32 protein-coding genes are annotated in these 25,566 nt (G+C 61.2%); 17 read left to right on the top strand and 15 right to left on the bottom strand.

Translation table 11 applies throughout. From position 1 onward, the window contains the following. The first annotated feature begins 265 nt into the window (after positions 1–265). Positions 266–1,066 (top strand): glycoside hydrolase family 25 protein, encoded by an 801-nt coding sequence (locus ACR0AP_RS14375; protein WP_480487199.1) that lies wholly within the window; start codon positions 266–268, stop codon positions 1,064–1,066. Positions 1,067–1,191: 125 nt separating this feature from the next. Here the strand turns inward: ACR0AP_RS14375 and trmD are convergent, their stop codons facing one another. The 10 genes from trmD to ffh form a co-directional block, all read right to left on the bottom strand. Continuing rightward, positions 1,192–2,001 (bottom strand): tRNA (guanosine(37)-N1)-methyltransferase TrmD, encoded by an 810-nt coding sequence (gene trmD, locus ACR0AP_RS14380; RefSeq protein ID WP_480507328.1) that lies wholly within the window; start codon positions 1,999–2,001, stop codon positions 1,192–1,194. Then, entirely contained in the window at positions 1,998–2,813 is an 816-nt protein-coding gene (locus ACR0AP_RS14385; RefSeq protein ID WP_480507330.1) for a hypothetical protein, read from the bottom strand. Before ACR0AP_RS14385 ends, trmD begins: the two co-directional genes overlap by 4 nt. Then, the gene (gene rimM, locus ACR0AP_RS14390; protein ID WP_480507332.1) at positions 2,813–3,316 is read right to left on the bottom strand and encodes a ribosome maturation factor RimM; all 504 of its coding nucleotides are present in this window, start codon (positions 3,314–3,316) and stop codon (positions 2,813–2,815) included. The genes ACR0AP_RS14385 and rimM overlap by 1 nt, the downstream gene beginning before the upstream one ends. Further along, a complete protein-coding gene (locus ACR0AP_RS14395) occupies positions 3,309–3,458 on the bottom strand; it encodes a hypothetical protein (protein WP_209506115.1) in 150 nt (49 codons plus the stop codon). Before ACR0AP_RS14395 ends, rimM begins: the two co-directional genes overlap by 8 nt. A gap of 6 nt (positions 3,459–3,464) precedes the next feature. Beyond that, positions 3,465–4,100 (bottom strand): 5,6-dimethylbenzimidazole synthase, encoded by a 636-nt coding sequence (bluB, locus tag ACR0AP_RS14400; protein WP_480507334.1) that lies wholly within the window; start codon positions 4,098–4,100, stop codon positions 3,465–3,467. A gap of 12 nt (positions 4,101–4,112) precedes the next feature. Continuing rightward, a complete protein-coding gene (rpsP, locus tag ACR0AP_RS14405) occupies positions 4,113–4,502 on the bottom strand; it encodes a 30S ribosomal protein S16 (protein ID WP_209506119.1) in 390 nt (129 codons plus the stop codon). A gap of 122 nt (positions 4,503–4,624) precedes the next feature. Continuing rightward, on the bottom strand, positions 4,625–4,921 hold the full coding sequence (locus tag ACR0AP_RS14410) for a chorismate mutase (protein WP_209506121.1): 297 nt from the start codon (positions 4,919–4,921) through the stop codon (positions 4,625–4,627). After that, positions 4,918–5,460 carry a GNAT family N-acetyltransferase gene (locus tag ACR0AP_RS14415; RefSeq protein ID WP_267365321.1) on the bottom strand — a complete coding sequence of 181 codons (543 nt, stop codon included), beginning with the start codon at positions 5,458–5,460 and terminating at the stop codon, positions 4,918–4,920. The genes ACR0AP_RS14410 and ACR0AP_RS14415 overlap by 4 nt, the downstream gene beginning before the upstream one ends. Beyond that, positions 5,457–6,011, bottom strand: a complete 555-nt coding sequence (locus ACR0AP_RS14420; protein WP_480507337.1) for a GNAT family N-acetyltransferase — start codon at positions 6,009–6,011, stop codon at positions 5,457–5,459. Before ACR0AP_RS14420 ends, ACR0AP_RS14415 begins: the two co-directional genes overlap by 4 nt. Next, positions 6,011–7,519, bottom strand: a complete 1,509-nt coding sequence (ffh, locus tag ACR0AP_RS14425) for a signal recognition particle protein (protein ID WP_209506127.1) — start codon at positions 7,517–7,519, stop codon at positions 6,011–6,013. Before ffh ends, ACR0AP_RS14420 begins: the two co-directional genes overlap by 1 nt. Positions 7,520–7,777: 258 nt before the next feature. Here ffh and ACR0AP_RS14430 point away from each other — a divergent pair, with 258 nt between their 5' ends. Then, complete coding sequence (locus tag ACR0AP_RS14430) at positions 7,778–8,665, top strand: sulfotransferase domain-containing protein (RefSeq protein ID WP_480507339.1); 888 nt, start codon at positions 7,778–7,780, stop codon at positions 8,663–8,665. Between the two features lie 3 nt (positions 8,666–8,668). Here ACR0AP_RS14430 and ACR0AP_RS14435 read toward each other — a convergent pair whose 3' ends face one another. Then, the gene (locus ACR0AP_RS14435; protein WP_480507341.1) at positions 8,669–9,184 is read right to left on the bottom strand and encodes a hypothetical protein; all 516 of its coding nucleotides are present in this window, start codon (positions 9,182–9,184) and stop codon (positions 8,669–8,671) included. Between the two features lie 87 nt (positions 9,185–9,271). Here ACR0AP_RS14435 and ACR0AP_RS14440 point away from each other — a divergent pair, with 87 nt between their 5' ends. Further along, entirely contained in the window at positions 9,272–9,802 is a 531-nt protein-coding gene (locus tag ACR0AP_RS14440) for a prolyl-tRNA synthetase associated domain-containing protein (protein ID WP_480507343.1), read from the top strand. Here ACR0AP_RS14440 and ACR0AP_RS14445 read toward each other — a convergent pair whose 3' ends face one another. After that, positions 9,803–10,540 carry an aspartate/glutamate racemase family protein gene (locus ACR0AP_RS14445; protein ID WP_480507345.1) on the bottom strand — a complete coding sequence of 246 codons (738 nt, stop codon included), beginning with the start codon at positions 10,538–10,540 and terminating at the stop codon, positions 9,803–9,805. A gap of 72 nt (positions 10,541–10,612) precedes the next feature. Then, on the bottom strand, positions 10,613–11,194 hold the full coding sequence (locus ACR0AP_RS14450) for an FMN-dependent NADH-azoreductase (RefSeq protein ID WP_480494690.1): 582 nt from the start codon (positions 11,192–11,194) through the stop codon (positions 10,613–10,615). Positions 11,195–11,313: 119 nt separating this feature from the next. Here ACR0AP_RS14450 and ACR0AP_RS14455 point away from each other — a divergent pair, with 119 nt between their 5' ends. From ACR0AP_RS14455 to ACR0AP_RS14465, 3 genes are all read left to right on the top strand, one after another. Next, positions 11,314–12,192, top strand: a complete 879-nt coding sequence (locus tag ACR0AP_RS14455) for a LysR family transcriptional regulator (protein WP_480494788.1) — start codon at positions 11,314–11,316, stop codon at positions 12,190–12,192. Continuing rightward, the gene (locus ACR0AP_RS14460) at positions 12,189–13,103 is read left to right on the top strand and encodes a DMT family transporter (protein WP_480507347.1); all 915 of its coding nucleotides are present in this window, start codon (positions 12,189–12,191) and stop codon (positions 13,101–13,103) included. Before ACR0AP_RS14455 ends, ACR0AP_RS14460 begins: the two co-directional genes overlap by 4 nt. 125 nt (positions 13,104–13,228) lie before the next feature. Continuing rightward, positions 13,229–13,642, top strand: a complete 414-nt coding sequence (locus ACR0AP_RS14465; protein ID WP_267367733.1) for a universal stress protein — start codon at positions 13,229–13,231, stop codon at positions 13,640–13,642. Here the strand turns inward: ACR0AP_RS14465 and ACR0AP_RS14470 are convergent. After that, on the bottom strand, positions 13,639–13,974 hold the full coding sequence (locus ACR0AP_RS14470; RefSeq protein WP_480507349.1) for an ArsR/SmtB family transcription factor: 336 nt from the start codon (positions 13,972–13,974) through the stop codon (positions 13,639–13,641). The genes ACR0AP_RS14465 and ACR0AP_RS14470 overlap by 4 nt on opposite strands. Before the next feature lie 84 nt (positions 13,975–14,058). Here ACR0AP_RS14470 and ACR0AP_RS14475 point away from each other — a divergent pair, with 84 nt between their 5' ends. From ACR0AP_RS14475 to ACR0AP_RS14505, 7 genes are all read left to right on the top strand, one after another. Next, the gene (locus ACR0AP_RS14475) at positions 14,059–14,970 is read left to right on the top strand and encodes a DMT family transporter (protein ID WP_480507351.1); all 912 of its coding nucleotides are present in this window, start codon (positions 14,059–14,061) and stop codon (positions 14,968–14,970) included. A gap of 184 nt (positions 14,971–15,154) precedes the next feature. Continuing rightward, a complete protein-coding gene (locus ACR0AP_RS14480; protein WP_480507353.1) occupies positions 15,155–15,487 on the top strand; it encodes an AtpZ/AtpI family protein in 333 nt (110 codons plus the stop codon). Between the two features lie 2 nt (positions 15,488–15,489). Further along, entirely contained in the window at positions 15,490–16,275 is a 786-nt protein-coding gene (locus ACR0AP_RS14485; RefSeq protein WP_267366759.1) for a F0F1 ATP synthase subunit A, read from the top strand. A 48-nt stretch (positions 16,276–16,323) separates the two neighbouring features. Beyond that, positions 16,324–16,548 carry a F0F1 ATP synthase subunit C gene (locus ACR0AP_RS14490; RefSeq protein WP_005981269.1) on the top strand — a complete coding sequence of 75 codons (225 nt, stop codon included), beginning with the start codon at positions 16,324–16,326 and terminating at the stop codon, positions 16,546–16,548. A gap of 86 nt (positions 16,549–16,634) precedes the next feature. Further along, positions 16,635–17,186, top strand: a complete 552-nt coding sequence (locus tag ACR0AP_RS14495; protein ID WP_209506152.1) for a F0F1 ATP synthase subunit B' — start codon at positions 16,635–16,637, stop codon at positions 17,184–17,186. A gap of 5 nt (positions 17,187–17,191) precedes the next feature. Then, positions 17,192–17,752, top strand: coding sequence for a F0F1 ATP synthase subunit B (locus ACR0AP_RS14500; RefSeq protein ID WP_480507355.1), 561 nt, complete (start codon positions 17,192–17,194; stop codon positions 17,750–17,752). Positions 17,753–17,953: 201 nt separating this feature from the next. Further along, complete coding sequence (locus ACR0AP_RS14505) at positions 17,954–18,787, top strand: hypothetical protein (RefSeq protein WP_480507357.1); 834 nt, start codon at positions 17,954–17,956, stop codon at positions 18,785–18,787. A 23-nt stretch (positions 18,788–18,810) separates the two neighbouring features. On the opposite strand, the gene ACR0AP_RS14510 is transcribed toward ACR0AP_RS14505, so the two are convergent. Beyond that, positions 18,811–19,581 carry an FCD domain-containing protein gene (locus ACR0AP_RS14510; protein ID WP_480487174.1) on the bottom strand — a complete coding sequence of 257 codons (771 nt, stop codon included), beginning with the start codon at positions 19,579–19,581 and terminating at the stop codon, positions 18,811–18,813. A 150-nt stretch (positions 19,582–19,731) separates the two neighbouring features. Between ACR0AP_RS14510 and ACR0AP_RS14515 the strand changes: the two genes are divergently transcribed. The 4 genes from ACR0AP_RS14515 to ACR0AP_RS14530 all read left to right on the top strand — a co-directional run bounded on the left by ACR0AP_RS14515 (position 19,732) and on the right by ACR0AP_RS14530 (position 25,377). Next, positions 19,732–20,925, top strand: a complete 1,194-nt coding sequence (locus tag ACR0AP_RS14515; RefSeq protein ID WP_480507359.1) for an aminotransferase-like domain-containing protein — start codon at positions 19,732–19,734, stop codon at positions 20,923–20,925. A 44-nt stretch (positions 20,926–20,969) separates the two neighbouring features. Beyond that, positions 20,970–21,377, top strand: a complete 408-nt coding sequence (locus ACR0AP_RS14520; protein ID WP_209598790.1) for a hypothetical protein — start codon at positions 20,970–20,972, stop codon at positions 21,375–21,377. A 140-nt stretch (positions 21,378–21,517) separates the two neighbouring features. Further along, on the top strand, positions 21,518–24,973 hold the full coding sequence (locus ACR0AP_RS14525) for a chromosome segregation SMC family protein (RefSeq protein ID WP_480507361.1): 3,456 nt from the start codon (positions 21,518–21,520) through the stop codon (positions 24,971–24,973). A gap of 53 nt (positions 24,974–25,026) precedes the next feature. After that, positions 25,027–25,377 (top strand): hypothetical protein, encoded by a 351-nt coding sequence (locus ACR0AP_RS14530; protein ID WP_480507363.1) that lies wholly within the window; start codon positions 25,027–25,029, stop codon positions 25,375–25,377. Positions 25,378–25,566 lie beyond the last annotated feature (189 nt).

The raw sequence follows: 25,566 nt of genomic DNA on the forward strand, positions 1-25,566 counted from the left end.
TTGGTCTGGCCTGACCCGACGCATCCCTGCCGAAGAAAGCGGGACGTCACGCCATGGTGCAAACCAAAACACCGGAGTCGCAGAACGCGGCACCGGATTGCGGTCGTTTAAGGGTATTGCCGGCAGGGATCAAGGGAAAAACGCCCTGTCTTGCCCAAGGCGCCGGTAGGAATCCGCCAGCCTGAAAGTAAGGCGTTGCCAAGCGGCCCAGATCAGGCATTCTGAGGCAAATAATATGAGCAGATATTTCAGACAGGACCCTATGATGCGATTGGCATTCATGCTGGCCATAACGGCCGTCGCGCTGATGTCTTGCGGGCGGGGCGGCCCGAAACCTCAGGCCGTAGAACCCGTTCCGGGCGTGGACAGGACAGCACCGCTTGTGATCTACCCCGATTTTGGCGACGCGGATCCCCATGACTGGGAAGGGCGTCACCCCGGACAATACCCGATCCATGGCCTTGACGTTTCACGCTGGCAGGGGCCGATTGACTGGCGCACGGCCCGGGCATCAGGCGTCAGCTTTGTTTTTCTGAAGGCGACCGAAGGCGGCGACGTGGCCGATCCCCTGTTCGATGATCACCGCCGCGGCGCACAGTCGGCTGGTGTGCCCTGGGGCGCCTATCACTATTATTATTTCTGCCGCTCGGCCCGGGAGCAGGCCCGCTGGTTCATCCAGAACGTGCCCAAAGGGGCAGACCTGCCGCATGTGCTGGATATGGAATGGACGCCGCATTCCAAGACTTGCACGCTGCGCCCTGATGGCAGAACCGTCCGCGCCGAGGCGCAGCGTTTTCTGGACATTCTCGAACGACATTATGGCCGCCGCCCGATCGTCTATACCACGGTGGATTTCTTTGAAGACACCGATATCGGGCGCCTGCCCAAGACCGAGTTCTGGCTGAGATCGGTTGCGGGCCACCCCCGCACTGTCTATCCCCGCGCGGTCTGGCGGTTCTGGCAATATACCGGCACCGGTCTGGTGCCGGGCGTTCAGGGCCGGGTAGACATCAACACCTTCAACGGCACACCAGACGTCTGGGCCAGATGGAAGGCCGGGGGTTAGGTCTTTGGTGCGCCGTAGGTTTCCATAGTGCCGCCGCCAACCAGATGGTCCAACCGGCGCTCCCGCTCTTCCCCAAAGGCGTTGCGCACACTAGACCTGCGGCAAGTGCGCAACAATCCGGCCTGTCACTCAGACGAATCCGATCGGGATTTTGCATAGTCGGCCCAGATATCCGGGCGCCGCTCGCGGGTAATGTCCTCAGCCATCTTGTGACGCCATTCGGCGATGCGGCCGTGGTGGCCCGACATCAGAACCTCAGGTATCGGGCGGCCTTTCCAATCCGCAGGGCGGGTGTACTGCGGATGCTCCAGCAGGCCCGAGGAAAAGCTTTCCTCTTCGGTCGAGGCCTGATTGCCCAGAACGCCGGGGATCAGGCGCACCGTGGCATCGATCAGGGCCTGTGCTGCAATTTCACCGCCGGTCATCACGAAATCCCCCAACGAGACCTCCTGCACACCGTAATGCTCCAGCACACGCTCATCCACGCCTTCGAACCGGCCACACAGCAGGGTCATGCCATCGCAGCGTGCAAGGGTCTGCATCATGCGCTGGTCCATGCGCCGCCCGCGCGGGCTGAGGTAAATCAGCGGCCAGTTGCCCTGAATGCCCGACATGGTGTGCTCGATGGCTTCGCCCAACACATCGGGCCGCAAAACCATACCAGCGCCGCCCCCGGCGGGCGTGTCATCCACGTTGCGATGCCTGCCGACGCCGAATTGCCGCAAATCCACGGTTTCCAGCTGCCACAACCCCTCCTGCAGGGCCTTGCCGGTCAGGCTTTCCCCCAGAACGCCTGGAAAGGCGGTTGGAAACAGGGTGATAACCTTGGCTTTCCAGACGCCATGCAGGTCCGGGGTGGGTGTCATCAGCTCACGCGGTTTCAGCTTGGCCCGGATCGCCTTGCGACCATAGGATTTGCCGGGTTTGTCAGTCATTTCTGGCGGGCCAATTCATGTTGGGCGGTTCGAATCAGGGCCTTTTTCTGAGTGATTAACGCTGCTTCGTCCAGCGATGATCGGTTCAGGGCCAGCAGTTCCCTCAGGACGTCGTCGGACAGCTGAGGGCTTTCATGCACAGGCTTCACAAGCTGCGCAGATTTCCCGGGTGGCAGGTCGAGAAATTCGGCAAATGGTGCGCCCAATCCAAGGTGGTGGCCTTTCAGCGCTTCCATCCACGCGGTCCGTACCGTGACAGTTGGCAACCGGTCTCTGATCCGGTCTGCCGTGTCCTGTGGCGATGGCAGATGCGCAAGATCGGCGCAAAATCCGTCCAGGTCCTGAACCATGCGCGACAGTTGAAGATCGCGGGCCCAAAGGCTGCGCAACCACACATCGCGATTGCGTAACGACAGGTAGACGGTGATGTCGGTTTCTTCGCCCACCAGACGGCGGCGCAGCACGCTGACGACCGTTTCCGCCAGTTCGGGTGCGGCCCCGTATCCTTCGATTTTGTTCCTGCTGGGGCGCAGGCCCAGAAAATTCTCTTCGCTCAGGATCAATCCTCGGCGTGCTCCGAAATCCAGACCGTCGAAAAAAGTGTGCAACTGACCGCCAAAACCCGCCAGCGTGTCATCCAGTCGATAGATCGAATGGCGCGTGGCCGCTTCGCTTAAACCGGCCTTGCGGGTCTTATACGGAAGGACCAGAGCGAAATGAGGCCAGATCAGCTCGCGGTTTTCATGCAGAAAGGACTGTGCTGCCGTCATGCCGGTCTTGTGAAAACCCAGATGCAGCAGAACACGTCGCATCAGATCAGGCCTTCGGGCGGGTCGGCCACAATGCGGCCCTGTTCCAGATCGACGGTTGGCACCACCAGCATCGTGAACGGCAGCAGAACCGTCGCCTTCAGGCCCGGCCCGTGTAGTTCCAACAGGTCCGTGGCCCCGTGGTTCTGCACGGATTTGACCTTGCCCAGCAGGGTGCCGCCGGTGTCATAGACCTCAAGCCCGATCAGGTCTGTGTGGTAGAACTCGTCATCGGGCAACGAGGGCAACTGATCGCGCCGCGCAAACAGGCGCAAACCGTTCAGGGCATCCGCCTGTTCCTTGGTTTCAACCCCGCCAAGACGGGCGGCAAAACCGTTCTTGATCGTACGCGTCAGAACCACCGGATAGCGTTCCTTGCCGGTTTCATCCGTCAGTGGCGAATACGCCTCGATATCTTCGGGAACGGCGCAGAAGCTTTTCAGGCGCACTTCACCACGTACACCATAAGACCCCGCGACGCTGCCGACGCAGATCAGATCATTCATTGGCAGCCCCCGTCGTCAAACAGATCCCGTTTCTCCATTCGCCTAGCCCTTCGCAGGCTTCGCGCTGATTGTTGCGCTCAAAGAACACGCCCACAATAAAGGCGATCAGCAGCAGAATGGGAAGGCGTATCAATCCGAACATGCTGCCCTACCTTGTTTCGATCTTCAGGCTGTCGGCCCGGTTTTCCCAGCCAACCTGCTCAAGTTCGGGGGTGTCGGACACCTGTTCTGGCCACCCGACGCAAAAATACCCGATCAGACGCCAGTTGTCCGGCACATCCAGATCGCGCGCCATCTGCTCGGGGTCCAGAATGGATACCCAGCCCAGCCCCAGCCCCTCTGCCCGTAGGGCCAGCCAGAACAGGGTGATCGCAGAGACCACGGAATAACGCCGCATCTCGGGCATCGAGCCCGCGCCGAGACCCATTCCCTTGTCGGTGTTGTCGTCGCAGAACACGGCCAGTTGCACCGGCGCTTCCTGCATTCCCGACAGTTTCAGGCGGCTGTAAAGCTGCGCCCTGTCGCCGGAATATCCCGCCAGGGCGTCATCATTGGCGGTTTGGAAATTCCTTAGCGCCGCAGCCCGGGCCGCCGCGCTTTCGACGCGGATCACGCGCCACGGCTCGCTTAGCCCCACGGAGGGGGCCAGCCGAAACGCGTCGAGGCAGCGCGCAAGCACTGCCTCGTCTACCGCGTCGCCGCGGAACCGTCGCACATCGCGCCGGAGCCGCAACAACAGATCGAACTGCGTGCGAAATGCGTCAGTAAAGGTCTGATCCCGCACGCTTCGGCCTGCTTATTCTTCTGCAGCCGCTTCTTCAGCCGGTGCAGCAGCCGCTTCGGCAGCTTCCGCAGCCTTTGCAGCTTTCTCTTCCGCGCGTTCCTGAGCTTTCTTGCCCGGGGTACCCTTGTTGGGGTTGTTGCGCTCGGCCTTGTCACGGGTGCCGGCAGCTTCCAGCATACGTGCGATACGGTCGGTGGGTTGGGCGCCCTGATCCAGCCAGTGCTGAACGCGTTCCATGTCCATTTTCACACGCTCTTCGCTGTCTTTCGGCAGCAGCGGGTTGTAGGTGCCCAGTTTCTCGATGAAACGGCCGTCGCGCGGCATCCGGCTGTCAGCCGCGACGATGCGGTAAAACGGACGTTTTTTCGAGCCTGCGCGGGCGAGACGAATTTTCATTGCCATGGTGGTATCTCCTTTGAATGGCATCACGCCGGAGGCGTGTATTTGATTGGCCGGTGTCTTTTCCGGTTAATTCTGGTGTTTGTTGAACCTCTGGTTCACTTCTAACTTGCTGAACCTCTGGTTCACCCTTGGTGTTTCCTGTGGTGTCGGATGACTTCCTGAATGATGAAATTCAGAAAAGCCTTGGCGAAATCGGGGTCCAGATCGGCCTCTTTCGCCAGGTCTTCAAGCCGTGCGATCTGCGTGGCCTCACGCGAGGGATCGGACGGGGGAAGGTTGTGTTCGGCCTTGAGCTTGCCAACGGCCTGTGTGTGTTTGAACCGCTCGCCCAGCGTATAGACAAGGATCGCATCCAGCCGGTCGATGCTTTCGCGATGCTCTTTCAGCAATGCAGCCGCGCGTGTCACGGGGTTGTTCATTGGCCGGTCCTTTCGGCTGTCGAAACGTCAATCTTGGGGTGCCGCCACACCTGGCAGGACTGGCCCAGCAGTTCGGCATTGTCACGCTCCAGCGTTGCACCCAACCGCTCGGCCAAAGCGCGCGAACGGTCGTTTTCGTGGGCGATATACGAAATCACCCCGTTCAGGCCCTGATGCCGCGCCGCATAGGACCGGGCGGCAAGCGCCGCCTCGTAGGCAAAGCCTTTGCCTTCGAAATCTTCCATCACGGTCCAGCCCAGTTCAGGCTCGTCCCAGCCGGGGGCGTCAATCAGGCCGACTCCGCCAGCGAACCGACCGCTGGATTTCTCGGTCAGGTGCCAAAGGCCAAATCCTTTCAACGCCCAGTGCCCAAGGCGTCTGGCCAACATGCCCCAGCTTTCCAGCGCGTCCCGGGGTCCGCCCACCATATGGCTGCGCTCGGTTGCAAAGAATGCGGTCAGCGCAGGCAGATCATCCAGATGCGGCGCGCGCAGGATCAGACGTTCGGTTTCAACGGTGGGGATGGTGAACGCGGTCATGCGTAGGCCTCCATCCCGCCATTCACCAAATCGGCAGGCGCGGGGTGCCGCCAAATCTCGGACTTGCCGAATTTGGGGTGGTCATAGTGATACTCGAACTGCGCGCCCAGCCGTTTCGCCACGGCCTTGCTGGCATGATTGTCCAGATCAATCAGCGAGATCGCCGTCTCCCACCCCAGAACATCATACGCATAAGACCGCGCGGCCAGTGCCGCCTCGGTCGCGTACCCCTTGCCGGTGGCATGGTTCATCAACGTCCAGCCGATCTCGGGTTCAGGCCAGCCTTCGGGGCACCAAAGCCCGATCCGCCCGACATAACTGCCTGAGGCTTTTTCCTCGGCGCTCCAGAACCCGTAACCGCGCAGGGACCAGTGGCCCAGCAGCGAAGCGATCAGTCGCCAGACCTCATCCCGGCGCAGTGGCCCGCCGACGAACTTCGCCGCATCGCTGGCGAAAAACGCGGTATCGGCGTCCAGATCAGCCTCGGACGGCGCGCGCAGGATCAGGCGCTCGGTTTCAAGCCGGGGGATATGTTGGGCGACGGCGTTCATTACTTCTTCTTGCCAAACCCGCTCAGGCCCTGAGGCAGCCCCATGCCGCCGCCCAGGCCGGGCAGACCGCCGGGCATTTTGCCGCCCATTGCCTTGGCCGCCTGTTCCAGTGCCTTGGGGTCCATGCCGGCTGCCATGTCTTCGGGGCTGGGGCCGCCTTTGCCGAACATGCCCTTCATGGCCTGTTTCAGCATCTTGCCTTTGCCCATCTTGCCCATCTTCTTCATCATGTCCGACATCTGCCGGTGCATCTTGAGCAGCTTGTTGAGGTCGCTGACCTCCATCCCCGAACCGGCTGCAATCCGTTTCTTGCGGCTGGCTTGTAGCAGCTGCGGGTTGGCGCGCTCGCGTTTGGTCATGGACTGGATCAAGGCGATCTGTTGGCGCAGGATCTTGTCGTCCAGACCCGCCTGATCCATCTGCTTGGCCATTTTGCCCATGCCCGGCATCATGCCCATCATGCCCTGCATGCCACCCATCTGGATCATCTGTTCCAGCTGCATCTTCAGGTCGTTCATGTTGAACTGACCTTTGACCATGCGCTTCATCATGCGCTCGGTCTGTTCCATCTCCATCGTTTCCTGGGCCTTTTCGACCAGGGCAACGATGTCGCCCATGCCCAGAATACGTCCGGCGATCCGGTCCGGCTCGAAGGTCTCCAGCGCGTCCATCTTCTCGCCCAGACCGACAAAGCGAATGGGCTTGCCAGTCACTGCGCGCATCGACAGCGCCGCACCGCCGCGCCCGTCGCCGTCCATCCGCGTCAGGACCACGCCCGAAATGCCGACCTTGGCGTCGAATTCTTCGGCCACCTCAACGGCGACCTGACCGGTCAGGCCGTCAACCACCAGCAGGGTTTCGCGCGGGTCAACCGCGTTGCGGACCTGCTCGACCTCGTCCATCAGCACTTCGTCGATATGCAGGCGACCGGCGGTATCCAGCATGTAGACGTCATAGCCGCCCAATGTGGCCTGCTGCTTGGCGCGCTTGGCGATGTCGACGGGTTTCTGGCCCGGTACAATCGGCAGCGTATCAACGCCGACCTGCGCGCCCAGAACCGCCAGCTGGTCCATCGCCGCCGGGCGATAAACGTCGAGCGAGGCCATCAGGACTTTCTTGCCCTCTTTCTCTTTCAGGCGCTTGGCCAGTTTACCGGTGGTGGTGGTCTTACCCGAACCCTGCAAACCGACCATCAGGATCGGGGCGGGCGGGTTGTCGATCTTCAGCTTGCCGGGGTCTTCCTCGCCGCGCAGGGTATCGACCAGCGCGTCATGCACGATCTTGACGACCTGCTGACCGGGGGTGATCGACTTGGTCACCGCCTGACCGGTCGCCTGGTCCTGCACCTTCTTGACGAATTCACGCGCCACCGGCAGCGAGACGTCGGCCTCGAGCAGGGCAACACGGACCTCGCGCAGGGCGGTCTTGACGTCTTCTTCAGACAGGGCACCCTGTTTGGTCAGCCGATCAAAGACGCCGGAAAGGCGTTCGGATAGATTTTCAAACATGCCTTCGGCCTCCTTAGCCGGTTATCTGGTGGCGCGTCCTAGATAGGATGCGTCGGTTAAATGCACAAACGCCCCCACGGGCGAAACTCGCTGGTGGGGGGCGATCCCTGAACGACTCAAGGGACCGGAAGATCAAGACGCTTCCGGATGTTTGGCGGTCATCTACGCCTCTGGGCGCTGCGAGTCAAGGCAAACGCTTTGAGCATCTGGCCACTTGGTGTAGCGACCAAAGGTCGGGGTCAGTTTTGGAGTTTGGTCATGAGTCAACCATTGCCGCAGCGCACCAAGGATTATGTCGGTGAAGTCACGAATACCGATATCTGGTCCGACTTCGTAATCCGTCCCGACGACATCTTTGTCTGCACGCCTCCCAAATGCGGCACCACGTGGACACAGACGCTGGTACGAATGCTGATCACCAAAACCGCGGATCCAGTCGTGTACAACAACGCGGTCTCCCCCTGGCTCGATTGCGGGTTCAGAGATCGTGAGGAGCAGGACAGAATACTTGCCGCACAGACGCACAGACGGTGCATCAAGACCCACACGCCATTGGACGGGATCACCTATTCCCCGGATGCGACCTATCTGGTGGTGCATCGCCATCCGGTTGACGTGCATTTCTCGCTGCGCCGCCATGTGGAAAACATGAAAGACGACTGGCTGGACTACCTGTTTCCCGATGATCTTTCCGAAGCCTTCGCGATGTTTCTGGACCGGCCCGCCTCGTCAAAGGGCACCGACGATCTGACGCTGGCCTCATACGTCCACCATTACCGTTCATTCTGCGCGTTCCGGCATCTGCCAAACATTCATTTCCTGCATTACGCGGAACTCAGCCGTGATTTGCCGGGGCAGGCGGCGCGGATCGCAAACATCTTGGGGACCGAGATCGCACCAGAAATGATCGACGATATCGCTGAAGCCGCAAGCTTTGGTTCAATGAAGGAAAACGCCCGGCGCGCTTCGCAGCAGCCCGGTTTCAAAAGCGCGTTTCAGGATTACGCGCAGTTCTTCGCGTCCGGGACCAGCAATAAATGGGAGGGAAAGCTGACCGCCGATGACATGGCCCGGTACGACGCGCGCCTGTCCGAAATGGTGACACCGGCTGACCGAGCCTGGCTGGAGCATGGACAAGTCCTGTAATCGTCAGGCCTGTTCCTTCGCGTCTTCCTGCTGCGCGGGCAGCCATGCATTGACCGCGTCCACCAGTTTATGCGCGCCGCGCCCGTTCGAGTACGCATCGACAATCGGATGACGCCCTTTGCTCATTCCCTTGTCCAGCACCAGAACCGGGCGATACAGCGTCGAACTGCTGCTGTCGCTGCGGAAAGTCGAGCTTTCAACTTCGGCATGGGACAGGCTGGACAGCTGATGCTCAACCGCCTCATAGCCAAACACAGACTGCCTTCGGATCAGAATGCGGTTCTTTGTGCGGTCCAGAATGACCTGAACCCGCCGCACGAAAACGCAAAACGCCCCGACACCTAGCCCGCCGCCGATTAATGCAAAGAACAGCCCGAACCAGATATTCTCGCCGCCGTCACTGACCATGGCCAGACCTGCGCCGACAAAGGCCAGTATGAAAAAGACCAGCATGATTCCGATGAACCAGGGCGTGTCGGCAAGGATCAGTTGGGTCGGAGTGTTTCGAGTGACTTTCATGGCAGCACGCTAGCACCGTTTTCTGCTCTGCCCCAGCTTGAATTCGCCGCCATGTTGCGCGATGAGCGCTACAAACAGGAGGGCCCCATGGACGCATCATCCACATTTCAGGATACATTGCCGCTCAGTTCTGACGCGCTGTTGGCGCAGCTGGATGATTGGGGGCTGCCCTACCGCCTGCATACCCATGTTCCCTTGCGCACGGTCGAGGACTCCAAGGCCGTAGAAGGCCAGTTCATGGTGCCGGGCGAGAACGCGTTGCGGGTCAAGAACCTGTATCTGCGCGACAAGAAAAAGCGCAACTACCTGGTGACGCTGGAACAAAGCCGCGAGATTGACCTCAAGGCGCTGGGCGCAGAACTGGGTGTCGGCGCCCTGTCCTTTGGGTCGGCAGACCGGCTGTTGCAGAACCTTGGTATTCGCCCCGGTGCGGTCAGCCCGCTGGCGATGATCAACGGTGTGCAGAACAATGTGCAATTCTTCATGGACGCCGCCGCCCAAGGGGCCGAGGTGATTTATATGCACCCGTTGGTCAATGACCGTACCGTTGTGATGAAACAATCCGACGTGATGGCGTTCTTCGATCGCATCGGTTGCATCGTTACGTGGCTGCCCTGATCACTCAAGCGCCAGTTTCAGCGCGGCGGCGACATGCGCGGCGGACGGGTTGATGAACAGGTGCCCATCGGCCTCGAATACCGGGTCATCCAGATGCATTGGAAAGGCCAGCGGCAGCTCGGTGCAGGCCAGCAGAATGGCGGTTCCGGGACGGGCATTTTTGTTGCAAAAGGCCAGCAACCTTGCCCGGGCCGCATCAGAGGCACCACCGTAGAAATCACTGTCGATCATCGCCTGCATCTCGGAAATCTCGGGGTCGGGCAGCCGCGCATTCGCGGTGATGCCCTCGGCCGCCAGACGATCCGCATAGTTGGTGGCCTGCATCGTCACGGTTGTTCCCAGCACCAATGCGTTTGACACGCCTGTGCTGGCCGTGGCCTCTGCCGTTGCATCGAAAATGCTGAGGATGGGCATGGAAACACCCTGTCTGATCGCGTGCAGCCGCGCGTGCGGGGTGTTGGACGCTATGATGCCAAAATCGCATCCTGCGCGCTCCAGCGTCAGCAGCGCGTCGCGAAACACCGCATCAAACGCCGCCCAGCTGGCTTCGTCCCCGGCGACACCCCGCAAGGCGCGGGTCTTGGCCTGTGTGACGGACTCGATGGTCATGGCAGGGATCGGCAAGGGCGCGCCGTGGCCGCGCGCCGCAAAGTGACGCCCGGCACCCTCGGCAATCGCCCTGTAGTAGTCCACGGTCGAGGCCCAGCCCACACCGCCCAGAATTCCGATCTTCTTCATGCGCGCCATCCGGTCCGCCAGTTCCATCTGACCAGCAGACTGGACGTTTCAGAGATCATTGACCAGTGGCGATCAGGCCGCCAGTTCTGTTACCGCCTTTTTGGCGCTTTCCAGCGCGGCTTCGGGGTTCACCGCCATCTGATCCGCGGCGATGACCGCTACATCATGGATGCCGATAAAGCCCAGAACGTGACGCACATAGTTGGTGGCAAAGTCGATTTCGGATCCGACAGCAGTACCGCCCGACGCGATTGCCAGAATGGCGCGTTTACCCTCCAGCAACCCTTTTGGGCCGTTCTCCGAATAGGAAAAGGTCAGGCCCGCGCGGGCGACCAGGTCGACCCAGGCCTTGAATGCGGCGGGGACCGAGAAGTTGTAGATCGGCAGGCCGATAACGATGGTGTCAGCCTCTTGCAACTCGGTCACCAGCGCGTCCGAAAGGGCCAGCCGGTCGCGTTGCAGGTCGTCGCGCTGCTCGGCCGGGGTAAAGTTGGCGGCGATCCAGTCTTCGGTCAGCAGGGGCAGGGGGGTAGCCAGGTCGCGGCGGATGATGCGGGCGGCACCCAACTGCCGGACAATGCGGTCAGACAGGTCGCGGGTGGTCGAACCCGCGCGGCGGGCAGAGGCGTCTATATGCAGGATGGTTTTAGCCATTTTTCGGGTCCTTTAGGTCAGGGAAATCTTGTTCTGATCCCAATATGGCTGTTGCGTTTGCGAACAAAACTCGGATACATCAACAGCTATTGTTAGAAATTGCACAGAACGGTGTGACGATGGACAATTGGGATGAGGTGCGGACCGCCTATCAGGTGGCGCGCATGGGAACCGTCAGCGGCGCGGCCGAGGTTCTGGGCGTGCACCACGCCACAGTGATCCGCCACATCGACGCGATCGAGGCCCGGTTGGGTGTCAAACTGTTCCAGCGCCACGCGCGGGGATATACCCCGACCGAAGCGGGCGACGATTTGCTGCGCGTGGCGCAGGCCACCGAAGACCAGTTCAACCAGCTTGTCGGCCGGATGAAGGGGCGCGGTGACGATGTATCGGGTGAACTGGTGGTGACGTCGCTGGGCTCCATCGCGCCTTTGGTGGTGCCGACGCTGACCGAGTTTCAAAAGATGCACCCCGAGCTGATCGTGCGCTACCTGACCGGAGACCGCCTGTTCCGGTTGGAATATGGCGAGGCGCATGTTGCAATCCGCGCGGGATCAGCCCCGGATCAGCCCGACAACGTTGTGCAACCCTTCCGGCAGGAAGAAGTCGGCCTCTATGCCAGCACCTCTTATATCGAACGGCACGGCAAACCTTCGGGCATCGAGGATTTCGGGAACCACCACTTCGTCAGCTCTGACGATGAAGGCAGCCGAGCGCCGTTCACCCGGTGGCTGCGCAACACGGTATCCGCCGACCGCATTACCTTTCGCTGCACCAACAATTTCTGTATGCGCGAGGCCGTTCTGGCCGGGGCCGGTATCGGCTTTATGGCCCGTTGGGAGGCCGCCCGTCATGAAAGTCTGGTCGAAGTGATCGACCCGCTTCCGGAATGGTTCGGCAACCTGTGGCTGGTGACCCATGTGGACCTGCACCGAACCACCAAGGTGCAAACGTTCCTGAGTTTTCTGAAAGAGGCCTCCAAAGGCTGGTGCCCATGAATCCGCAGATGCGCGGCCATCTGGCCATGCTGGCCTTTTCGGCCCTTGTCGCAGGCAGCTTCTCGCTTGGGTCGATGATTGCCAACGAAATTGCTCCGGCGGCCTTGAATGCGGTGCGCTTTGCCATTGCGGCTGTGGTGATTGGTGTGGCGGCATTGGCGACAACCGGTCTGCCCCGCAGTGCCGCGCAGGCGCCCTGGAGGTATCTGGTGCTGGGCGGGTTGTTCGCCACCTATTTCGTCCTGATGTTTTACGGGCTGAAAACCGCCCCGCCGGTCAGCGCTGCCGCGGTTTTCACCCTGACCCCCGTTGTCTCGGCCATTGCGGGCTGGGTCCTGCTGCGCCAGATCACCACGCCGCGCATGGCAATGGCCCTGTCCATCGGTGCGATTGGGGCGCTGTGGGTGATCTTTCGGGCCGACTGGCAGATGTTCCGCGCCTTCCAGATCGGCGGGGGCGAGATCATCTATTTCTGGGGATGCGTCGCGCACGCGATCTACACCCCCATGATCCGCAGGCTGAACCGCGGAGAACCTGCCGTCGTGTTCACGTTCGGAACGCTGGTTGCCGGGTGCCTGTTATTGGTCCTGTTCGGCTGGTTCGACCTGAAAGCGACCGAATGGGCAGCCCTTCCCGCCATCGTCTGGATCGGGTTGTTCTATATCTCATTCTTCGCAACGGCGGCCAGTTTCGTTCTGGTGCAATTCTCCTCGCTCCGGCTGCCGTCGGCCAAGGTCATGGCCTATACCTATCTGGTGCCAAGCTGGGTGATCCTGTGGGAAATCGCGCTGGGCAAACCTGTCCCGACGGGATTGATCCTGGGCGGTGTGGCGCTGACGGTCATTGCCCTGCTGATGCTGCTGAAGGAAGAAGCCCCGCGCAACAGCCCCCAACGCCGGGCAGCTGAATAAAGCCACTCCCGGTCTGAAACCGGTACGGATTGCCCACGAATTCCAAAGGCAAAATCTGTTGAGCCAGATCAAGGCAGGCCCTTGGTCTCAGGACTACCTTGGAAGGCGGACAAAAGGAGGAGATTATGTTCAAACATATCATGCTGCCGATTGACCGCCACCTGCCGCCCGAGGTTCGCAAGGCCGCAGATGTCGCCGCGCAGGTGGCAAAATGGCAGGGCGCCAAGATCACTCTGGTCAGTGTCAGCGGGGCCCATATGGGTGCATCCTCGGAAACCGAGGCCGAGATCGACAAGCAACTGGCCGACTTCACCGAACAGCTTGCATCAGAAGGCGCGGCCGAAGTTGCGGTGCGCAAGATACACTCGGTCGATGTTGCTGCCGAAGTGGACAGCGATCTGACCCGCGCGGCAGAAGAGATCGGTGCAGACCTGATCATCGTGGGCACCCATGCGCCCCGGATCACCGATTACATCTTTTCCAGCCACGCCGGATATCTGGCCAAACATGCCAGCATGTCGGTCTTTGTGGTGCGCTAGGTCTCGTCCGAGATCGGAAGCTCGACTTCCAGAAACCGTTCGAACGCATCCAGGTTGATGGGTTCGAACTGACCGAACCCCTGCATCCAGACCGAAGCGGTGCGCAGCGCGTCGGGTTCCAGCTTGCACCATTTCACCCGGCCGCGCTTTTCCTGTGATATCAGCCCGGCCTTGGTCAGGATGACCAGATGTTTCGAGATCGCCGCCAGCGACATCTCGAACGGCTCGGCCACATCAGTCACGGCCATATCGTCCTCCAGCAGCATCGCCAGAATGGCGCGGCGGGTGGGGTCGGCAAGGGCTGCAAACACGGTGTCGAGATCGTTGGACATGGGTCTTTCCTAATGGGCGAGAACCCGTTTGACAATTTCCCCCATCACGTCACTGTGCAGCGGTGATGCGCAAAGGGGGCGGCTATGGCGCTGAAATACTGGCTGGTGATCTGCGTCCTTGGCATCGGGTGGGGCATGTCTTTCATGTTCAACGCCATATTGCTGCGCGAACTTGGACCGCTATCCGTGTCATTGGGGCGTGTTGCATTTGGGGCGCTGGGCTGTTGGATCTATGTGATTGCCGCCCGCATGCCGGTTCACCTGACACTCGGGCGCGCCATCGGTCTGCTGGGGTTCGGGGCGCTCAGCTATGCAGCACCATTTGCGTTCTATGCGCTTGGGCAGCAGCATATCGCGTCCGGCGTGGCAGGGATCGTGAATGCGACAACACCGGCCTTTGCCGTCATCGTTTCGCATTTCTGGCCGGGAAGCGAGCGTGCGACGCTGTTGAAATCCCTTGGTGTGTTGTGCGGCTTCGTCGGGATTGTCGTGTTGTCCGTCCCGATTTTGCACAATGGCCAAACCTCTCAGTTCTGGGCGGTTCTGCTGACTCTGTGCGCGCCGATCTGTTACGCGTTTTCCGTCAACATTGCGCGGGCCTTTCGTGACATGCAGCCGGTGGTGCTGGTCGCCCTGGCCCTGACAGGAGCGACATTGGCGATTTTACCCCTGGCGCTTTGGCGTGAAGGCCTGCCGGTGATCGAGCACACTGAAACATGGCTTTCGTTGCTGATGATCGGTTTTGTGCTGACCTCGGCCGCTTTCATTGCCTTCTACTGGTTGCTGCCCAGAGTCGGGCCAACCAACATTTCGACCGTCACGCTGATCGCACCGGTTTCCGCCCTGATACTTGGAACCTGGGTTCTGGGGGAAACTCTGCAACCCGAACATTTGATGGGCATGGCGGCGATTTTTGCCGGGCTCTTGCTGATCGACGGACGTCTTGTTCGACACCTGTGGCCTCAGCGCACGCACAAAGATCAACCAAAAGGTTGAATATGGGTTTTTGGGTGATTGTTGCCGTTCAGGGCATGGGCAAGCAATTTGGCTGGACGAGTTTACCAGTAATAACAGTTTAAAAACAACACACTAACCTGCGTCATTTCACGCCATCAACGCCGTTGACTCTGCGCCTTTGGCGCCTTAGCACCATGCGCAAGACAGCGCGAGGATTCCGTCCGTGACCGATGACGACCAAAAGCAGCGTATGGCGCAGCTTGAGGCCAAGATCGACGCGGCGAAAAAGGCCAGACAACCGGCTGCCCGCGCTGACAGTGACATATCCGGGGGCGAGCTTGCCTGGAGGATGGTCATCGAAATGGTTTCCGGTCTGGGGATCGGATTTGGCATCGGATACGGGCTGGACAGCCTGCTCGGGACAATCCCGATCTTTCTGGTGCTGTTCACATTGCTGGGCCTTGTCGCGGGCGTGAAGGTTATGCTCCGCAGCGCGAAAGAGGTTCAAGATAAACAAGCGGCCCATATGCAGGTCGAAAAGGACGAGAGGGACTGAACGTGGCAAGCGAGACCACCGCAGCACACGGCGCCGAAGGCGCAGACCACGCAGCAGAAGCCAGCAGCCTGGTGTTTCACCCGATGGACCAGTTCATCGTCAAGCCGCTGTTCGGTGGCGAGATTGCCTGGTACACCCCCACCAACGTGACCCTGTGGCTGTTCCTGGCCATCGTGGCGATCTTTGGCCTGCTGGTTCTCAGCACATCAAAGCGCGCCATCGTCCCTACCCGGATGCAGTCGATTGCGGAACTGGCCTATGGCTTCATCTACAAGATGCTGGAAGACATCTGCGGCAAGGACGGCGTCAAGTTCTTCCCCTATGTCATGACCCTGTTCATGTTCATTGTGACCGCGAACTTCCTGGGCCTGATCCCGACCTCGTTCACCACCACGTCGCATTTCGCCGTGACCATCCCGCTGGCGCTGGCCGTGTTCCTGACCGTGACCATTCTGGGTTTCGTCAAGAACGGTGCCGCGTTCCTGGGCCTGTTCTGGGTCTCCAGCGCGCCGCTGGCGCTGCGCCCGATTCTGGCGATTATCGAGCTGATCTCGTACTTCGTGCGCCCCGTCAGCCACTCCATTCGTCTTGCAGGTAACGTCATGGCGGGCCACGCGGTGATCAAGGTGTTTGCGGGCTTTGCCGCAATTTCCCTGATTTCGCCCGTGTCGGTTCTGGCGATCACCGCAATGTATGGTCTCGAGGTCCTTGTGGCCTTCATTCAGGCCTACGTATTCACCATTCTGACCTGTGTTTATCTGAAAGATGCGCTGCATCCTTCGCACTAAGGTCCGATAACCCAACATCGAAACTTCCAATTCGTAAGGAGATACATCATGGAAGGCGATCTCGCACACATCGGCGCAGGCCTGGCAGCAATCGGTTCCGGCGCAGCCGCAATCGGGGTGGGCAACGTTGCAGGCAACTTCCTGGCCGGCGCCCTGCGCAACCCTTCGGCGGCTGCTTCGCAGACCGCAACCCTGTTCATCGGTATCGCATTCGCAGAAGCCCTGGGGATCTTCGCATTCCTGGTCTCGCTGCTGCTGATGTTCGCCGTCTAATCTGCGGAACCTGATCCTTACGCGCAGGTGGGTCCAAGCCATAGCGGCCCACCTGTTGTAAAGACAACGTTCCGACGGAGGACATCATGGCGACTGAACCCATTAGCGAAGAAGTAGTTGGCGCGTGCGTCGACTCGCATGGCTCTGCCATCGGGATGCCGCAGCTCTGCTTCGATTGGTTCCCCAACCAGATTTTCTGGCTGGTCATTACGCTGGTCGTCATCTTTCTGGTCCTGTCTCGCGTGGCTCTGCCCCGCATCGCGGCAATCCTGGCCGAGCGCCGGGGGACCATTACAAATGACCTGGCTGCGGCCGAAGATCTGAAGGCCAAAGCGGTCGAGGCCGAGGAGGCCTATAACAAGGCGCTGGCCGATGCCCGTGCCGAAGCGCAGCGTATCGCGGCCGAAGCACGCGCAGAAATCCAGGCTGGTCTGGATGATGCGATTGCCAGGGCGGATGCGGAAATCGCTGCAAAGGCGGCTGAATCGGAAAAGGCAATTGCCGAAATCCGTGCCGGTGCGCTGGAAAGCATTCAAGTGGTCGCCAAGGATACGGCGGCTGAACTGGTCACCGCGCTGGGCGGCGAGGCGGATGCCAAAGCCATCGACAGTGCCATTGACGCGCAGATGAAAGGATAAGTGACATGCGGAACACTCTTGCCCTTATCCTGACCGTTGGTGCCGCCAGCCCCGCGCTGGCTGCAAGCGGTCCGTTCTTCTCGCTTGGCAATACTGACTTTGTCGTCCTTCTGGGCTTCATCGTTTTCATCGCGGTCCTGTTCTACTTCAAGGTGCCGGGCATGATCGGCGGTGCGCTGGACAACCGTGCCGAAGGCATCAAGGCCGAGCTGGACGAAGCCCGCGCCCTGCATGAAGAAGCACGCAGCCTGCTGGCTTCGTACGAGCGCAAGCAGCGTGAAGTGCAGGCACAGGCCGACGCGATAGTCGAGGCGGCCAAACAGGACGCGGCTCTGGCTGCGGACCAGGCGAAGGTCGATCTCGAAAAGTCGATTGAACGCCGTCTGGCTGCTGCGCAGGATCAGATTGCCTCGGCCGAAGCCTCTGCCGTTAAAGACGTGCGCGATCAGGCCGTTTCGGTTGCGATTGCCGCTGCCAGCTCGGTTCTGGCCAAGCAGATGACAGCCGCGCAGGCGAACAAGCTGATCGAGGCCTCGATCGCAGATGTGGGCGCCAAGCTGCACTGACGGGGACACCGACAGGTAAAAAACGCAGATGACCCGAGAGCATTGCGCTGTCGGGTCTTTTGTTTTGGTGACGGGGCTGATTGTATTGACCACAACATCACCCGGATTCTGTACCCTTCTGAGGGTCTGAAGGTCCCCTTCGGGATCCACGGGTGCAAAAAGAACAGGGAAAGACGGGCCGTGGCAGGCGAAGACGTTTCGATGAATATTGTTGGGGTGGTCAGGAACGGCGGGGCCGCGCTGATCGAAAGCATCAACAGGATCGAAGACCTGACCACCCGCTTGCACCGCTATTCCGTGACCATCGCGACAAACGACAATACTGATCGCACAGATCGGGTTCTGTCCGAATTCGCGCGCCGCGACCCGAAAGTGGACCTTGTCCGCATGGATGGTCTGGCGTCCAGACTGCCAGACCGGGTCGAGCGGATCACGGCGGCCAGAAACGCTGTCCTCAACAGGCTGGAAGAACGCGACAGCGGTCACGACCTGACACTGGTGCTGGATCTGAACGGGCCGAATGTCTGTCTGGACGCTCAGACGGTTCTGACGGCTGCACAACGGTCCGTACCACGCTGGGAAGGTGTCTTTGCCAATTCCAAACCGGCCTATTACGATATCTACGCCCTGCGTTGCGCGGGCTGGTGTGACGAAGACGTCTGGCAAAGAATTCAGACAACGCGCAAACCGCTGTTCGGGCGCCGAAAGTGGCGGAAAGTTCTTCTGAAATCAGCGGTTTTCGACCGGCAGTACCACATCCCGTCCGATATGCCCCTGATACCGGTCGACAGCGCCTTCGGCGGTGCAGGAATGTACAAGACCCGCGCCCTGCGTGGCCTGCGCTATTCCTGCCGGGACGAAAAGGGCGACCTCGTGTGCGAGCATGTGATGCTGCATAAACACCTCAGGGACCGGGGCGCGCGGCTGTTCATCGACCCGGCCCTGACAACCATCGCCCCGAATGACGATCTGGGCGAAGGCAGTGGCGCAGCTTTCCCGTCCCATCTGATCCAACCCGAGACCGGCGCCGCCTGATCCCTGAGGGCGCTTGGAAAGCGCTAGGCCTGACGGGTTTCGTGCTGCAACCTTTGCTGCGCAACAGCCTCGTTCCGCTCGGCCTTCTGCTGATCGATCATGCAGCGTTCGACAAAACTCAGATGCGTTTCGACGGCCTGACGTGCGGCTGCTGGATCGCGGGCCTGAAGGGCCGCGTTGATAGTGCTGTGCTGGTCCAGAATGGCCTCGCGGGTCGCGCGCTGCCGGAACATTGTCCGCCGGTTATAGAACACACCCTGTACCAGCAGGTCATACATCGACCGCATCATATGCAGCATCACCACATTGTGGCTGGCTTCGATGATGGCCATATGAAACTCGGCATCCAGCTGCGCCTCTTGGTCCGCAGCGTTCCGGTCATGGGCCGCCCGCATCTTGTCATAGATCGTCTGAACAACCTTCAGGTCGCTTTCTGATCCCAGCCGCGCGGCCCGTTCCGCCGCCAGCCCCTCCATGTCGCGGCGAAAGGACAGGTAATCGAATACGGCCTCGTCATGGCTGCTGAACAACCGGATCAGCGCTGGCGAAAAGGCCGACCCCAAAACCTCGGCCACATAGATCCCGGAGCCGGCTTTTGTTGTCAGCAACCCCTGTTCCTGAAGCTCGGACACCGCATCGCGCAGGGACGGGCGCGACACGCCCATCCGTTCGGCCAACTCACGCTCGGGCGGCAGGCGCTCCCCGGGGCGCAGGATGCCGCGCAGGATCAACAGCTCGATCTGGCGAACGACCGCAAGTGACAGTTTTTCCGTCTGAACTTTCTGAAATGGCATGGTCCGTTCCGAAATTGGTCAACTCATTTGACCATGGACAGGGGGGCTGTTCAAGAATACCCGGTCACATCCGCTGAAATATTAGGTCAGAAGTGTTGACTTTAATTTGAGAAAGCATAGGCTGCGCCGAAATGAGATCGGAGGAGCCTCATGTCCCATCACCCTTTGTTTGCCACCCGGGCTTCCCGGATGAAGGCGTCAGAAATCCGCGAGCTGCTGAAACTGCTCGATCAGCCCGGTATCATTTCCTTTGCAGGTGGCATTCCGGACCCCGCGCTTTTCCCGGCTGAAGCTTTCGCTCAGGCGTTTCAGCAGGCATTGGGGCCGGACATGCAGGCGCAGGCGCTGCAATATTCGGTCAGCGAAGGCTATGCCCCCCTGCGCCGGTGGCTGGTGCAGCACATGCGCGAAATCGGGGTGGAATGTGACATGGACAACGTCCTGATCACCTCGGGCTCGCAGCAGGCGCTGGATTATCTGGGCAAGCTGTTCCTGTCCCCCGGCGACACGGCTTTGGTCGGGTGGCCCACCTATCTGGGCGCGCTTGCCGCGTTCAACGCGTATGAGCCGCGCTTTGACCGGCTCAATGGCAACAAGGGGGCCGATGAATTCAGGGTTGCGGCAGGGGATGGCGCTGTGAAATTCGCCTATCTGTCGCCCGATTTTGCCAATCCGACAGGCGAAACCCTGACCCGCCCGGGTCGTGAGGCATTGCTGGACCTGACCGACGAACTGGACTGCGCGTTGATCGAAGACGGCGCCTATCAGGCACTGCGCTATGACGGCGATCCGATCCCGCCAATCCTGGCTCTGGAACAGGAGCGCAAGGGATCGATCGAAAACTGCCGGACGATCTACTGTGGCAGCTTCTCGAAAACCCTGTCACCGGGTCTGCGCATGGGGTGGGTTGTTGCGGCCAAGCCGATCATCTCGCAGATGGTTCTGCTGAAACAGGCGGCGGATCTGCATTCGGCGACCATCAACCAGATGGCCGTGCATCAGGTGGCGGAAGCGTGCTTTGACACCCATATCCCGAAAGTGCGCGACACTTACCGCGCGCGCCGTGATGCGATGCTGGGTGCGCTGCAACAGCACATGCCCGACGGGGTGGCTTGGACGCGCCCCGAAGGCGGCATGTTCGTCTGGGTGACACTCCCGTCGGGAATCAGCGGGTCTGACCTGCTGGCGCAGGCGCTGGATACGGTGAAAGTGGCCTTTGTGCCGGGGCAGGCGTTTTTCCCCTACGGCAGCGGGGCGAACACGATCCGGCTCAGCTTCTCGAACTCGGACGAGGCGACGATCCGCGAAGGTATCCGCCGGTTGGGCCAAGTTCTGCGCGCCTGACGTCCAGAAAGGTTCTGTTAACCAAATTGCTGCAACTCTGCGGCATGATCCGGTTTCTCGCTCCGCTCCTGCTGGCCGCCTGCGCCGCCGGGACCCCGCATTTCCGCGACGTTCCGGCCACCCGCGTGGCGGTGAACGGTAGTGTGTTCGACGTGCGCGTGCGCGGCGATCTGGCCGAGGCGGTGCGGATCAACGCGCAATACGCCCCGCGGCTTGGCCCTGTTCGGGATCGCGCCGCGCTGGCCATGGCGCAGGTTTCAGGCTGCCCGATCCTCGACGTGCTGGGTGACGCGGCTGTCACGGTTGGTGTACTGGGGTGTGACCGCGAGGCGGGGGAACGGTTGCTGCTGACTGCCGTCTCGACGCCCAGATATGAATGTATCGACTATGGCATCTATGAAAATGTCGGGGGCAGTACCGGGTATCAGGTCTTTGAATGCATCCCATACTGACATACGCGTGTTCCTGCGCATTTCGGCAAGATGTTGTGGATAACTTGCGCTGATATCCCATATCCTGCGCAACTGCGTTGACTCGGACCCCATCCCTTGCGCAGACTTTCAATTCATAGGAATCACGGGACACGCGGCCATTGCGTTTCAGCAAGCTCAAACTGACCGGCTTCAAAAGCTTTGTTGATCCGACCGATCTGATCATCGCGGACGGGTTGACCGGTGTGGTGGGTCCGAATGGCTGTGGCAAGTCCAACCTTCTGGAAGCCTTGCGGTGGGTGATGGGTGAAAACCGCCCCAAATCCATGCGCGGCGGCGCGATGGAGGATGTGATCTTTGCTGGCGCCGCCACACGGCCCGCCCGCAATTTCGCCGAAGTTGTCCTGACCATGGACAATTCCGAACGTCTTGCGCCTGCGGGGTTCAACGACACCGACCAGCTTGAAATCGTGCGCCGGATCACCCGCGATGTCGGCAGCGCCTACAAGACCAACGGCAAGGATGTGCGCGCGCGCGATGTGCAGATGCTGTTTGCGGACGCCTCGACCGGTGCCCATTCCCCCGCGCTTGTGGGGCAGAACCGCATCGCCGAGCTGATCAGCGCCAAACCCCGCGCCCGCCGCCGCATTCTGGAAGAGGCCGCCGGGATCTCGGGACTGTATCAACGTCGGCATGAGGCCGAGCTGAAGCTGAAAGCGACCGAGGCCAACCTGACCCGCGTCGATGACGTGCTCGAGCAGTTGGGCGGGCAGCTTGCGCAACTGGCCCGTCAGGCCCGTCAGGCCGCACGCTATCGCGAAATCGGCGAACAGCTGCGTCAGGCCGAGGGGATGCTGCTCTATCGCCGCTGGAAAGAGGCCGACATGGCCCGCCAGCAGGCCGAAGACAAGCTGAGGGACCGGATTTCCGAGGCCTCCCGCGCCGAGGCCGAAGCCCGCGCCGCCGCAGCAAAAAGGGCCGGGATCGAAGAAACCCTGCCCCCTCTGCGCGAGGAAGAGGCCATCGCCGCCGCTGTCCTGCAACGCCAGCAGGTGCAGCGCGATCAACTGACCGATCAGGAAACCCGCGCGCGCCAGACCATTGAGACGCTGACCAGCCGCATCCATCAGCTCGGCAAGGATATCGAACGGGAAACCGGCCTGAACCGCGATGCGGGCCAGATGATCGAACGGCTGGAATGGGAAGCCCGCGAACTGGCCAAGGCTGCAGAAGGGCATGACGCGAAGGTGGCGGAAGCCGCAGAAATTGCCCGCGAAGCGGCTTCGATCCTTCAGGACCGCGAAGACCACCTGTCGCAGCAGACCGAAGATATGGCGCGTCTTGTCGCCCGTCACCAGTCGGCGCAGCGTCTGGTCGAAGACAGCCGCAAGACGCTGGCCCGCTCTGAGGGGGAGGAGGAAAAAGCCCGGCTGGCGGTGGATGAGGCCAAAACAGCCCTGACCCGTGCCAGCGAGGCGTTCGAAACCGCGCAGGAAAGCGAGGAAGAAGCCCGCGAAGCCGCCGAGGCCGCCGAAGAGGCGCTGGCCGCCGCGGATGAGCTGCGCAATGAAACGCAGGCCCGCGAAGCCGAGGCACGCGCGCAACGGTCCGAGGCCGAAGGCGAATTGGGTGCAATCCGCGCCGAAACCACCGCGCTTGCCAAGCTGGTGGACCGCGACACGGCCGAGGGCGGGCAGGTGATGGACCTGCTGCGCGTGGAACCGGGTTTTGAGAAGGCGCTGGGTGCTGCGCTAGCCGATGACCTCCGTGCGCCGCTGGTCGAAGGTGACGGCCCGTCCGGCTGGGTTCAGGTGGCAGGTTATGACAGCGATCAACCCTTGCCCGATGGGGTCGACCCGCTGGCGCTGCACGTGTCGGGGCCGGACAGGCTCAGCCGTCGCATCGCGCAGATCGGGCTGGTCGATGCGGATCAGGGCGCGCGGTTGCAGGCGTCGCTGAAGCCGGGCCAGCGTCTTGTGTCCCGCTCGGGCGATCTGTGGCGCTGGGACGGGTTCCGTGCCTGGGCCGAGGATGCGCCAAGTGCGGCGGCGCTGCGACTGGAGCAGCTCAACAAGCTTGAGGCGCTGAAACAGGAACTGGCCCGCACCGAGGCGCAGGCCGACGGCGCCCGCGCCGCGCATGAAACCCTGTCGCGGCAACTGGCGGACGTGACCGAGGCCGACCGCCGCGCGCGCGAAGCCCGCCGTGCCGCTGATCAGCGCATGGCCGAAACCGCACGCCAGCTCAGCCGCGCCGAGGCGGATCGCAACCTTGCGCAGGGCAAGCTTGAAACACTGGCCCTTGCCGTGGATCGCCACAAAGAAGATGCCATGTCCGCCCGCGTGCAGCTGCGCGAGGCCGAGGCGGCGCTGAACGATCTGGGTGACCTCGACAGCGCCCGCGCCGAGGTTGAGGACATCAAACAGACGGTCGAGGCGGCGCGGATCACCATGCTGACCCACCGCTCGACACATGATGAGCTGCGCCGTGAAGGCGACGCCCGCACCCGTCGCACGCAGGAGGTCACCAAGGACCTGAGTGGCTGGCGGCACCGTCTGGAAACGGCTGAGAAGCGGATATCGGAACTGGCCGAGCGCAAGGAAAGCTCGGAAGAGGAACTGACCGAGGCCATGGCCGTCCCCGGCGAAATCGCCGAGGCGCGGGAAGAGTTGAACGAGTTGATCGAAGCCGCCGAAGCCCGTCGGGCCGACGCCGCCGACAAGCTGGCCGAAGCAGAAACACAGTTGCGCGACGTGGTGATGGCCGAGCGTGAGGCGGAACGCCTGGCCTCGGAAGCTCGCGAAAACCGCGCCGCAGCCGAGGCGCGCTGTGACGCGGCAAAGGAAAGCGTGCTTGCGGCAGCAGAACGAATTGCCGAAGACCAGCAACTGACCCCGAACCAGTTGCTGAACCAGCTGGACGTAAACCCCGACCAGATGCCCGCTGCGGATGCTCTGGAGGCCGAAGTGAACCGTCACAAACGCCAGCGTGACGCCATGGGCGCGGTGAACCTGCGGGCCGAGGAAGACAGCAAGGACGTTCAGGAAGAATTCGACACGCTCAGCAGTGAAAAGGCCGATCTGGAAGAGGCGATCAAAGCCCTGCGCAGCGGCATCTCCAGCCTCAACCGCGAAGGGCGCGAACGTCTGCTGACCGCTTTTGAACAGGTGAACTCGAACTTTGCCATGCTGTTCAAGCACCTGTTCGGCGGTGGCGAGGCCAATCTCGTCATGGTCGAAAGCGACGACCCGCTGGATGCGGGGCTGGAAATCATGTGCCAGCCGCCGGGCAAGAAACTGTCGACCCTCAGCCTGCTGTCGGGCGGCGAACAGACCCTGACAGCGACCGCGCTGATCTTCGGCGTTTTCCTGGCCAACCCGGCCCCGATCTGTGTGCTGGACGAAGTCGACGCGCCGCTGGACGATGCCAACGTCACCCGTTTTTGTGATCTGTTGGACGAGATGTGCCGCCAGACCGACACCCGTTTCCTGATCATCACTCACCACGCGGTGACCATGGCGCGCATGGATCGTCTGTTCGGCGTCACCATGCAGGAACAGGGCGTCAGCCAGCTGGTTTCGGTCGACCTGAAAAAGGCCGAGCAGATGGTGGCCTGACCGCTCACCGCAACGTTATGATGATTGCAGGCATAACGCGCTACCTTGGCCTCATGACGCGTTTTCTGATCCCCGCCCTCATCGCCGCCACTTCAGTTGTCGCCGCTGAATGGCCCGTCAAATCCGGCGATGTCCCGCTGACAGTGGCCGAGCTTGACGCCCTCGCGGGCCAGACGCTGACCTTCTACGATGATGGTCAGGCCAAGTTTTCGGCGGGGGGTGCTTATTCCTATACCTACGCGGGCGGGGGGTCTGCATTCGGAACCTACTCCATCGCCGATGACGGTTCCGTCTGCATCGCGTATCGCAACGGGTTCAGCCGCTGCGACCTGTATGTCCACAGTGGCGAGCGGCTGATCCTGATCGATCAGAAAGGGGATCGGTACCCGGTGCGGCCCGAATAAGGGAGTCACTGGTTCACGCCGGTCACTTTGGCATGGACCAACCCGCGCAGCGAACTGAACCTGCGGCAAACGTCAAAGGCCATGCCGGGAACACCAGCCCAAATATGCGCGCCCGAAGACGGGCCAGAACCAAACTGTGGGCACCCCGACACAACGCACTGGCGCAAAGCAGGGTAAGTCGCGCCAAAA

This window comes from Ruegeria sp. AF7, from assembly GCF_056541885.1.

Excerpts from the sequence above, each read along its gene's own strand:
- ACR0AP_RS14520 (WP_209598790.1), top strand. The coding sequence starts at position 20,970 with ATGATCCGGTTTCTCGCTCCGCTCCTGCTGGCCGCCTGCGCCGCCGGG.
- ACR0AP_RS14375 (WP_480487199.1), top strand. The coding sequence starts at position 266 with ATGCGATTGGCATTCATGCTGGCCATAACGGCCGTCGCGCTGATGTCT.
- ACR0AP_RS14505 (WP_480507357.1), top strand. The coding sequence starts at position 17,954 with ATGAATATTGTTGGGGTGGTCAGGAACGGCGGGGCCGCGCTGATCGAA.
- ACR0AP_RS14530 (WP_480507363.1), top strand. The coding sequence starts at position 25,027 with ATGACGCGTTTTCTGATCCCCGCCCTCATCGCCGCCACTTCAGTTGTC.
- ACR0AP_RS14460 (WP_480507347.1), top strand. The coding sequence starts at position 12,189 with ATGAATCCGCAGATGCGCGGCCATCTGGCCATGCTGGCCTTTTCGGCC.
- ACR0AP_RS14420 (WP_480507337.1), bottom strand. The coding sequence starts at position 6,011 with ATGAACGCCGTCGCCCAACATATCCCCCGGCTTGAAACCGAGCGCCTG.
- ACR0AP_RS14510 (WP_480487174.1), bottom strand. The coding sequence starts at position 19,581 with ATGCCATTTCAGAAAGTTCAGACGGAAAAACTGTCACTTGCGGTCGTT.
- ACR0AP_RS14395 (WP_209506115.1), bottom strand. The coding sequence starts at position 3,458 with ATGTTCGGATTGATACGCCTTCCCATTCTGCTGCTGATCGCCTTTATT.
- ACR0AP_RS14450 (WP_480494690.1), bottom strand. The coding sequence starts at position 11,194 with ATGGCTAAAACCATCCTGCATATAGACGCCTCTGCCCGCCGCGCGGGT.
- rpsP (WP_209506119.1), bottom strand. The coding sequence starts at position 4,502 with ATGGCAATGAAAATTCGTCTCGCCCGCGCAGGCTCGAAAAAACGTCCG.
- ACR0AP_RS14435 (WP_480507341.1), bottom strand. The coding sequence starts at position 9,184 with ATGAAAGTCACTCGAAACACTCCGACCCAACTGATCCTTGCCGACACG.
- ACR0AP_RS14410 (WP_209506121.1), bottom strand. The coding sequence starts at position 4,921 with ATGAACAACCCCGTGACACGCGCGGCTGCATTGCTGAAAGAGCATCGC.
- ACR0AP_RS14445 (WP_480507345.1), bottom strand. The coding sequence starts at position 10,540 with ATGAAGAAGATCGGAATTCTGGGCGGTGTGGGCTGGGCCTCGACCGTG.
- ACR0AP_RS14475 (WP_480507351.1), top strand. The coding sequence starts at position 14,059 with ATGGCGCTGAAATACTGGCTGGTGATCTGCGTCCTTGGCATCGGGTGG.
- ACR0AP_RS14385 (WP_480507330.1), bottom strand. The coding sequence starts at position 2,813 with ATGCGACGTGTTCTGCTGCATCTGGGTTTTCACAAGACCGGCATGACG.
- ACR0AP_RS14440 (WP_480507343.1), top strand. The coding sequence starts at position 9,272 with ATGGACGCATCATCCACATTTCAGGATACATTGCCGCTCAGTTCTGAC.
- ACR0AP_RS14415 (WP_267365321.1), bottom strand. The coding sequence starts at position 5,460 with ATGACCGCGTTCACCATCCCCACCGTTGAAACCGAACGTCTGATCCTG.
- ACR0AP_RS14500 (WP_480507355.1), top strand. The coding sequence starts at position 17,192 with ATGCGGAACACTCTTGCCCTTATCCTGACCGTTGGTGCCGCCAGCCCC.
- rimM (WP_480507332.1), bottom strand. The coding sequence starts at position 3,316 with ATGAATGATCTGATCTGCGTCGGCAGCGTCGCGGGGTCTTATGGTGTA.
- ACR0AP_RS14470 (WP_480507349.1), bottom strand. The coding sequence starts at position 13,974 with ATGTCCAACGATCTCGACACCGTGTTTGCAGCCCTTGCCGACCCCACC.
- trmD (WP_480507328.1), bottom strand. The coding sequence starts at position 2,001 with ATGACTGACAAACCCGGCAAATCCTATGGTCGCAAGGCGATCCGGGCC.
- ACR0AP_RS14455 (WP_480494788.1), top strand. The coding sequence starts at position 11,314 with ATGGACAATTGGGATGAGGTGCGGACCGCCTATCAGGTGGCGCGCATG.
- ACR0AP_RS14430 (WP_480507339.1), top strand. The coding sequence starts at position 7,778 with ATGAGTCAACCATTGCCGCAGCGCACCAAGGATTATGTCGGTGAAGTC.
- ffh (WP_209506127.1), bottom strand. The coding sequence starts at position 7,519 with ATGTTTGAAAATCTATCCGAACGCCTTTCCGGCGTCTTTGATCGGCTG.
- ACR0AP_RS14465 (WP_267367733.1), top strand. The coding sequence starts at position 13,229 with ATGTTCAAACATATCATGCTGCCGATTGACCGCCACCTGCCGCCCGAG.
- ACR0AP_RS14490 (WP_005981269.1), top strand. The coding sequence starts at position 16,324 with ATGGAAGGCGATCTCGCACACATCGGCGCAGGCCTGGCAGCAATCGGT.
- ACR0AP_RS14495 (WP_209506152.1), top strand. The coding sequence starts at position 16,635 with ATGGCGACTGAACCCATTAGCGAAGAAGTAGTTGGCGCGTGCGTCGAC.
- ACR0AP_RS14515 (WP_480507359.1), top strand. The coding sequence starts at position 19,732 with ATGTCCCATCACCCTTTGTTTGCCACCCGGGCTTCCCGGATGAAGGCG.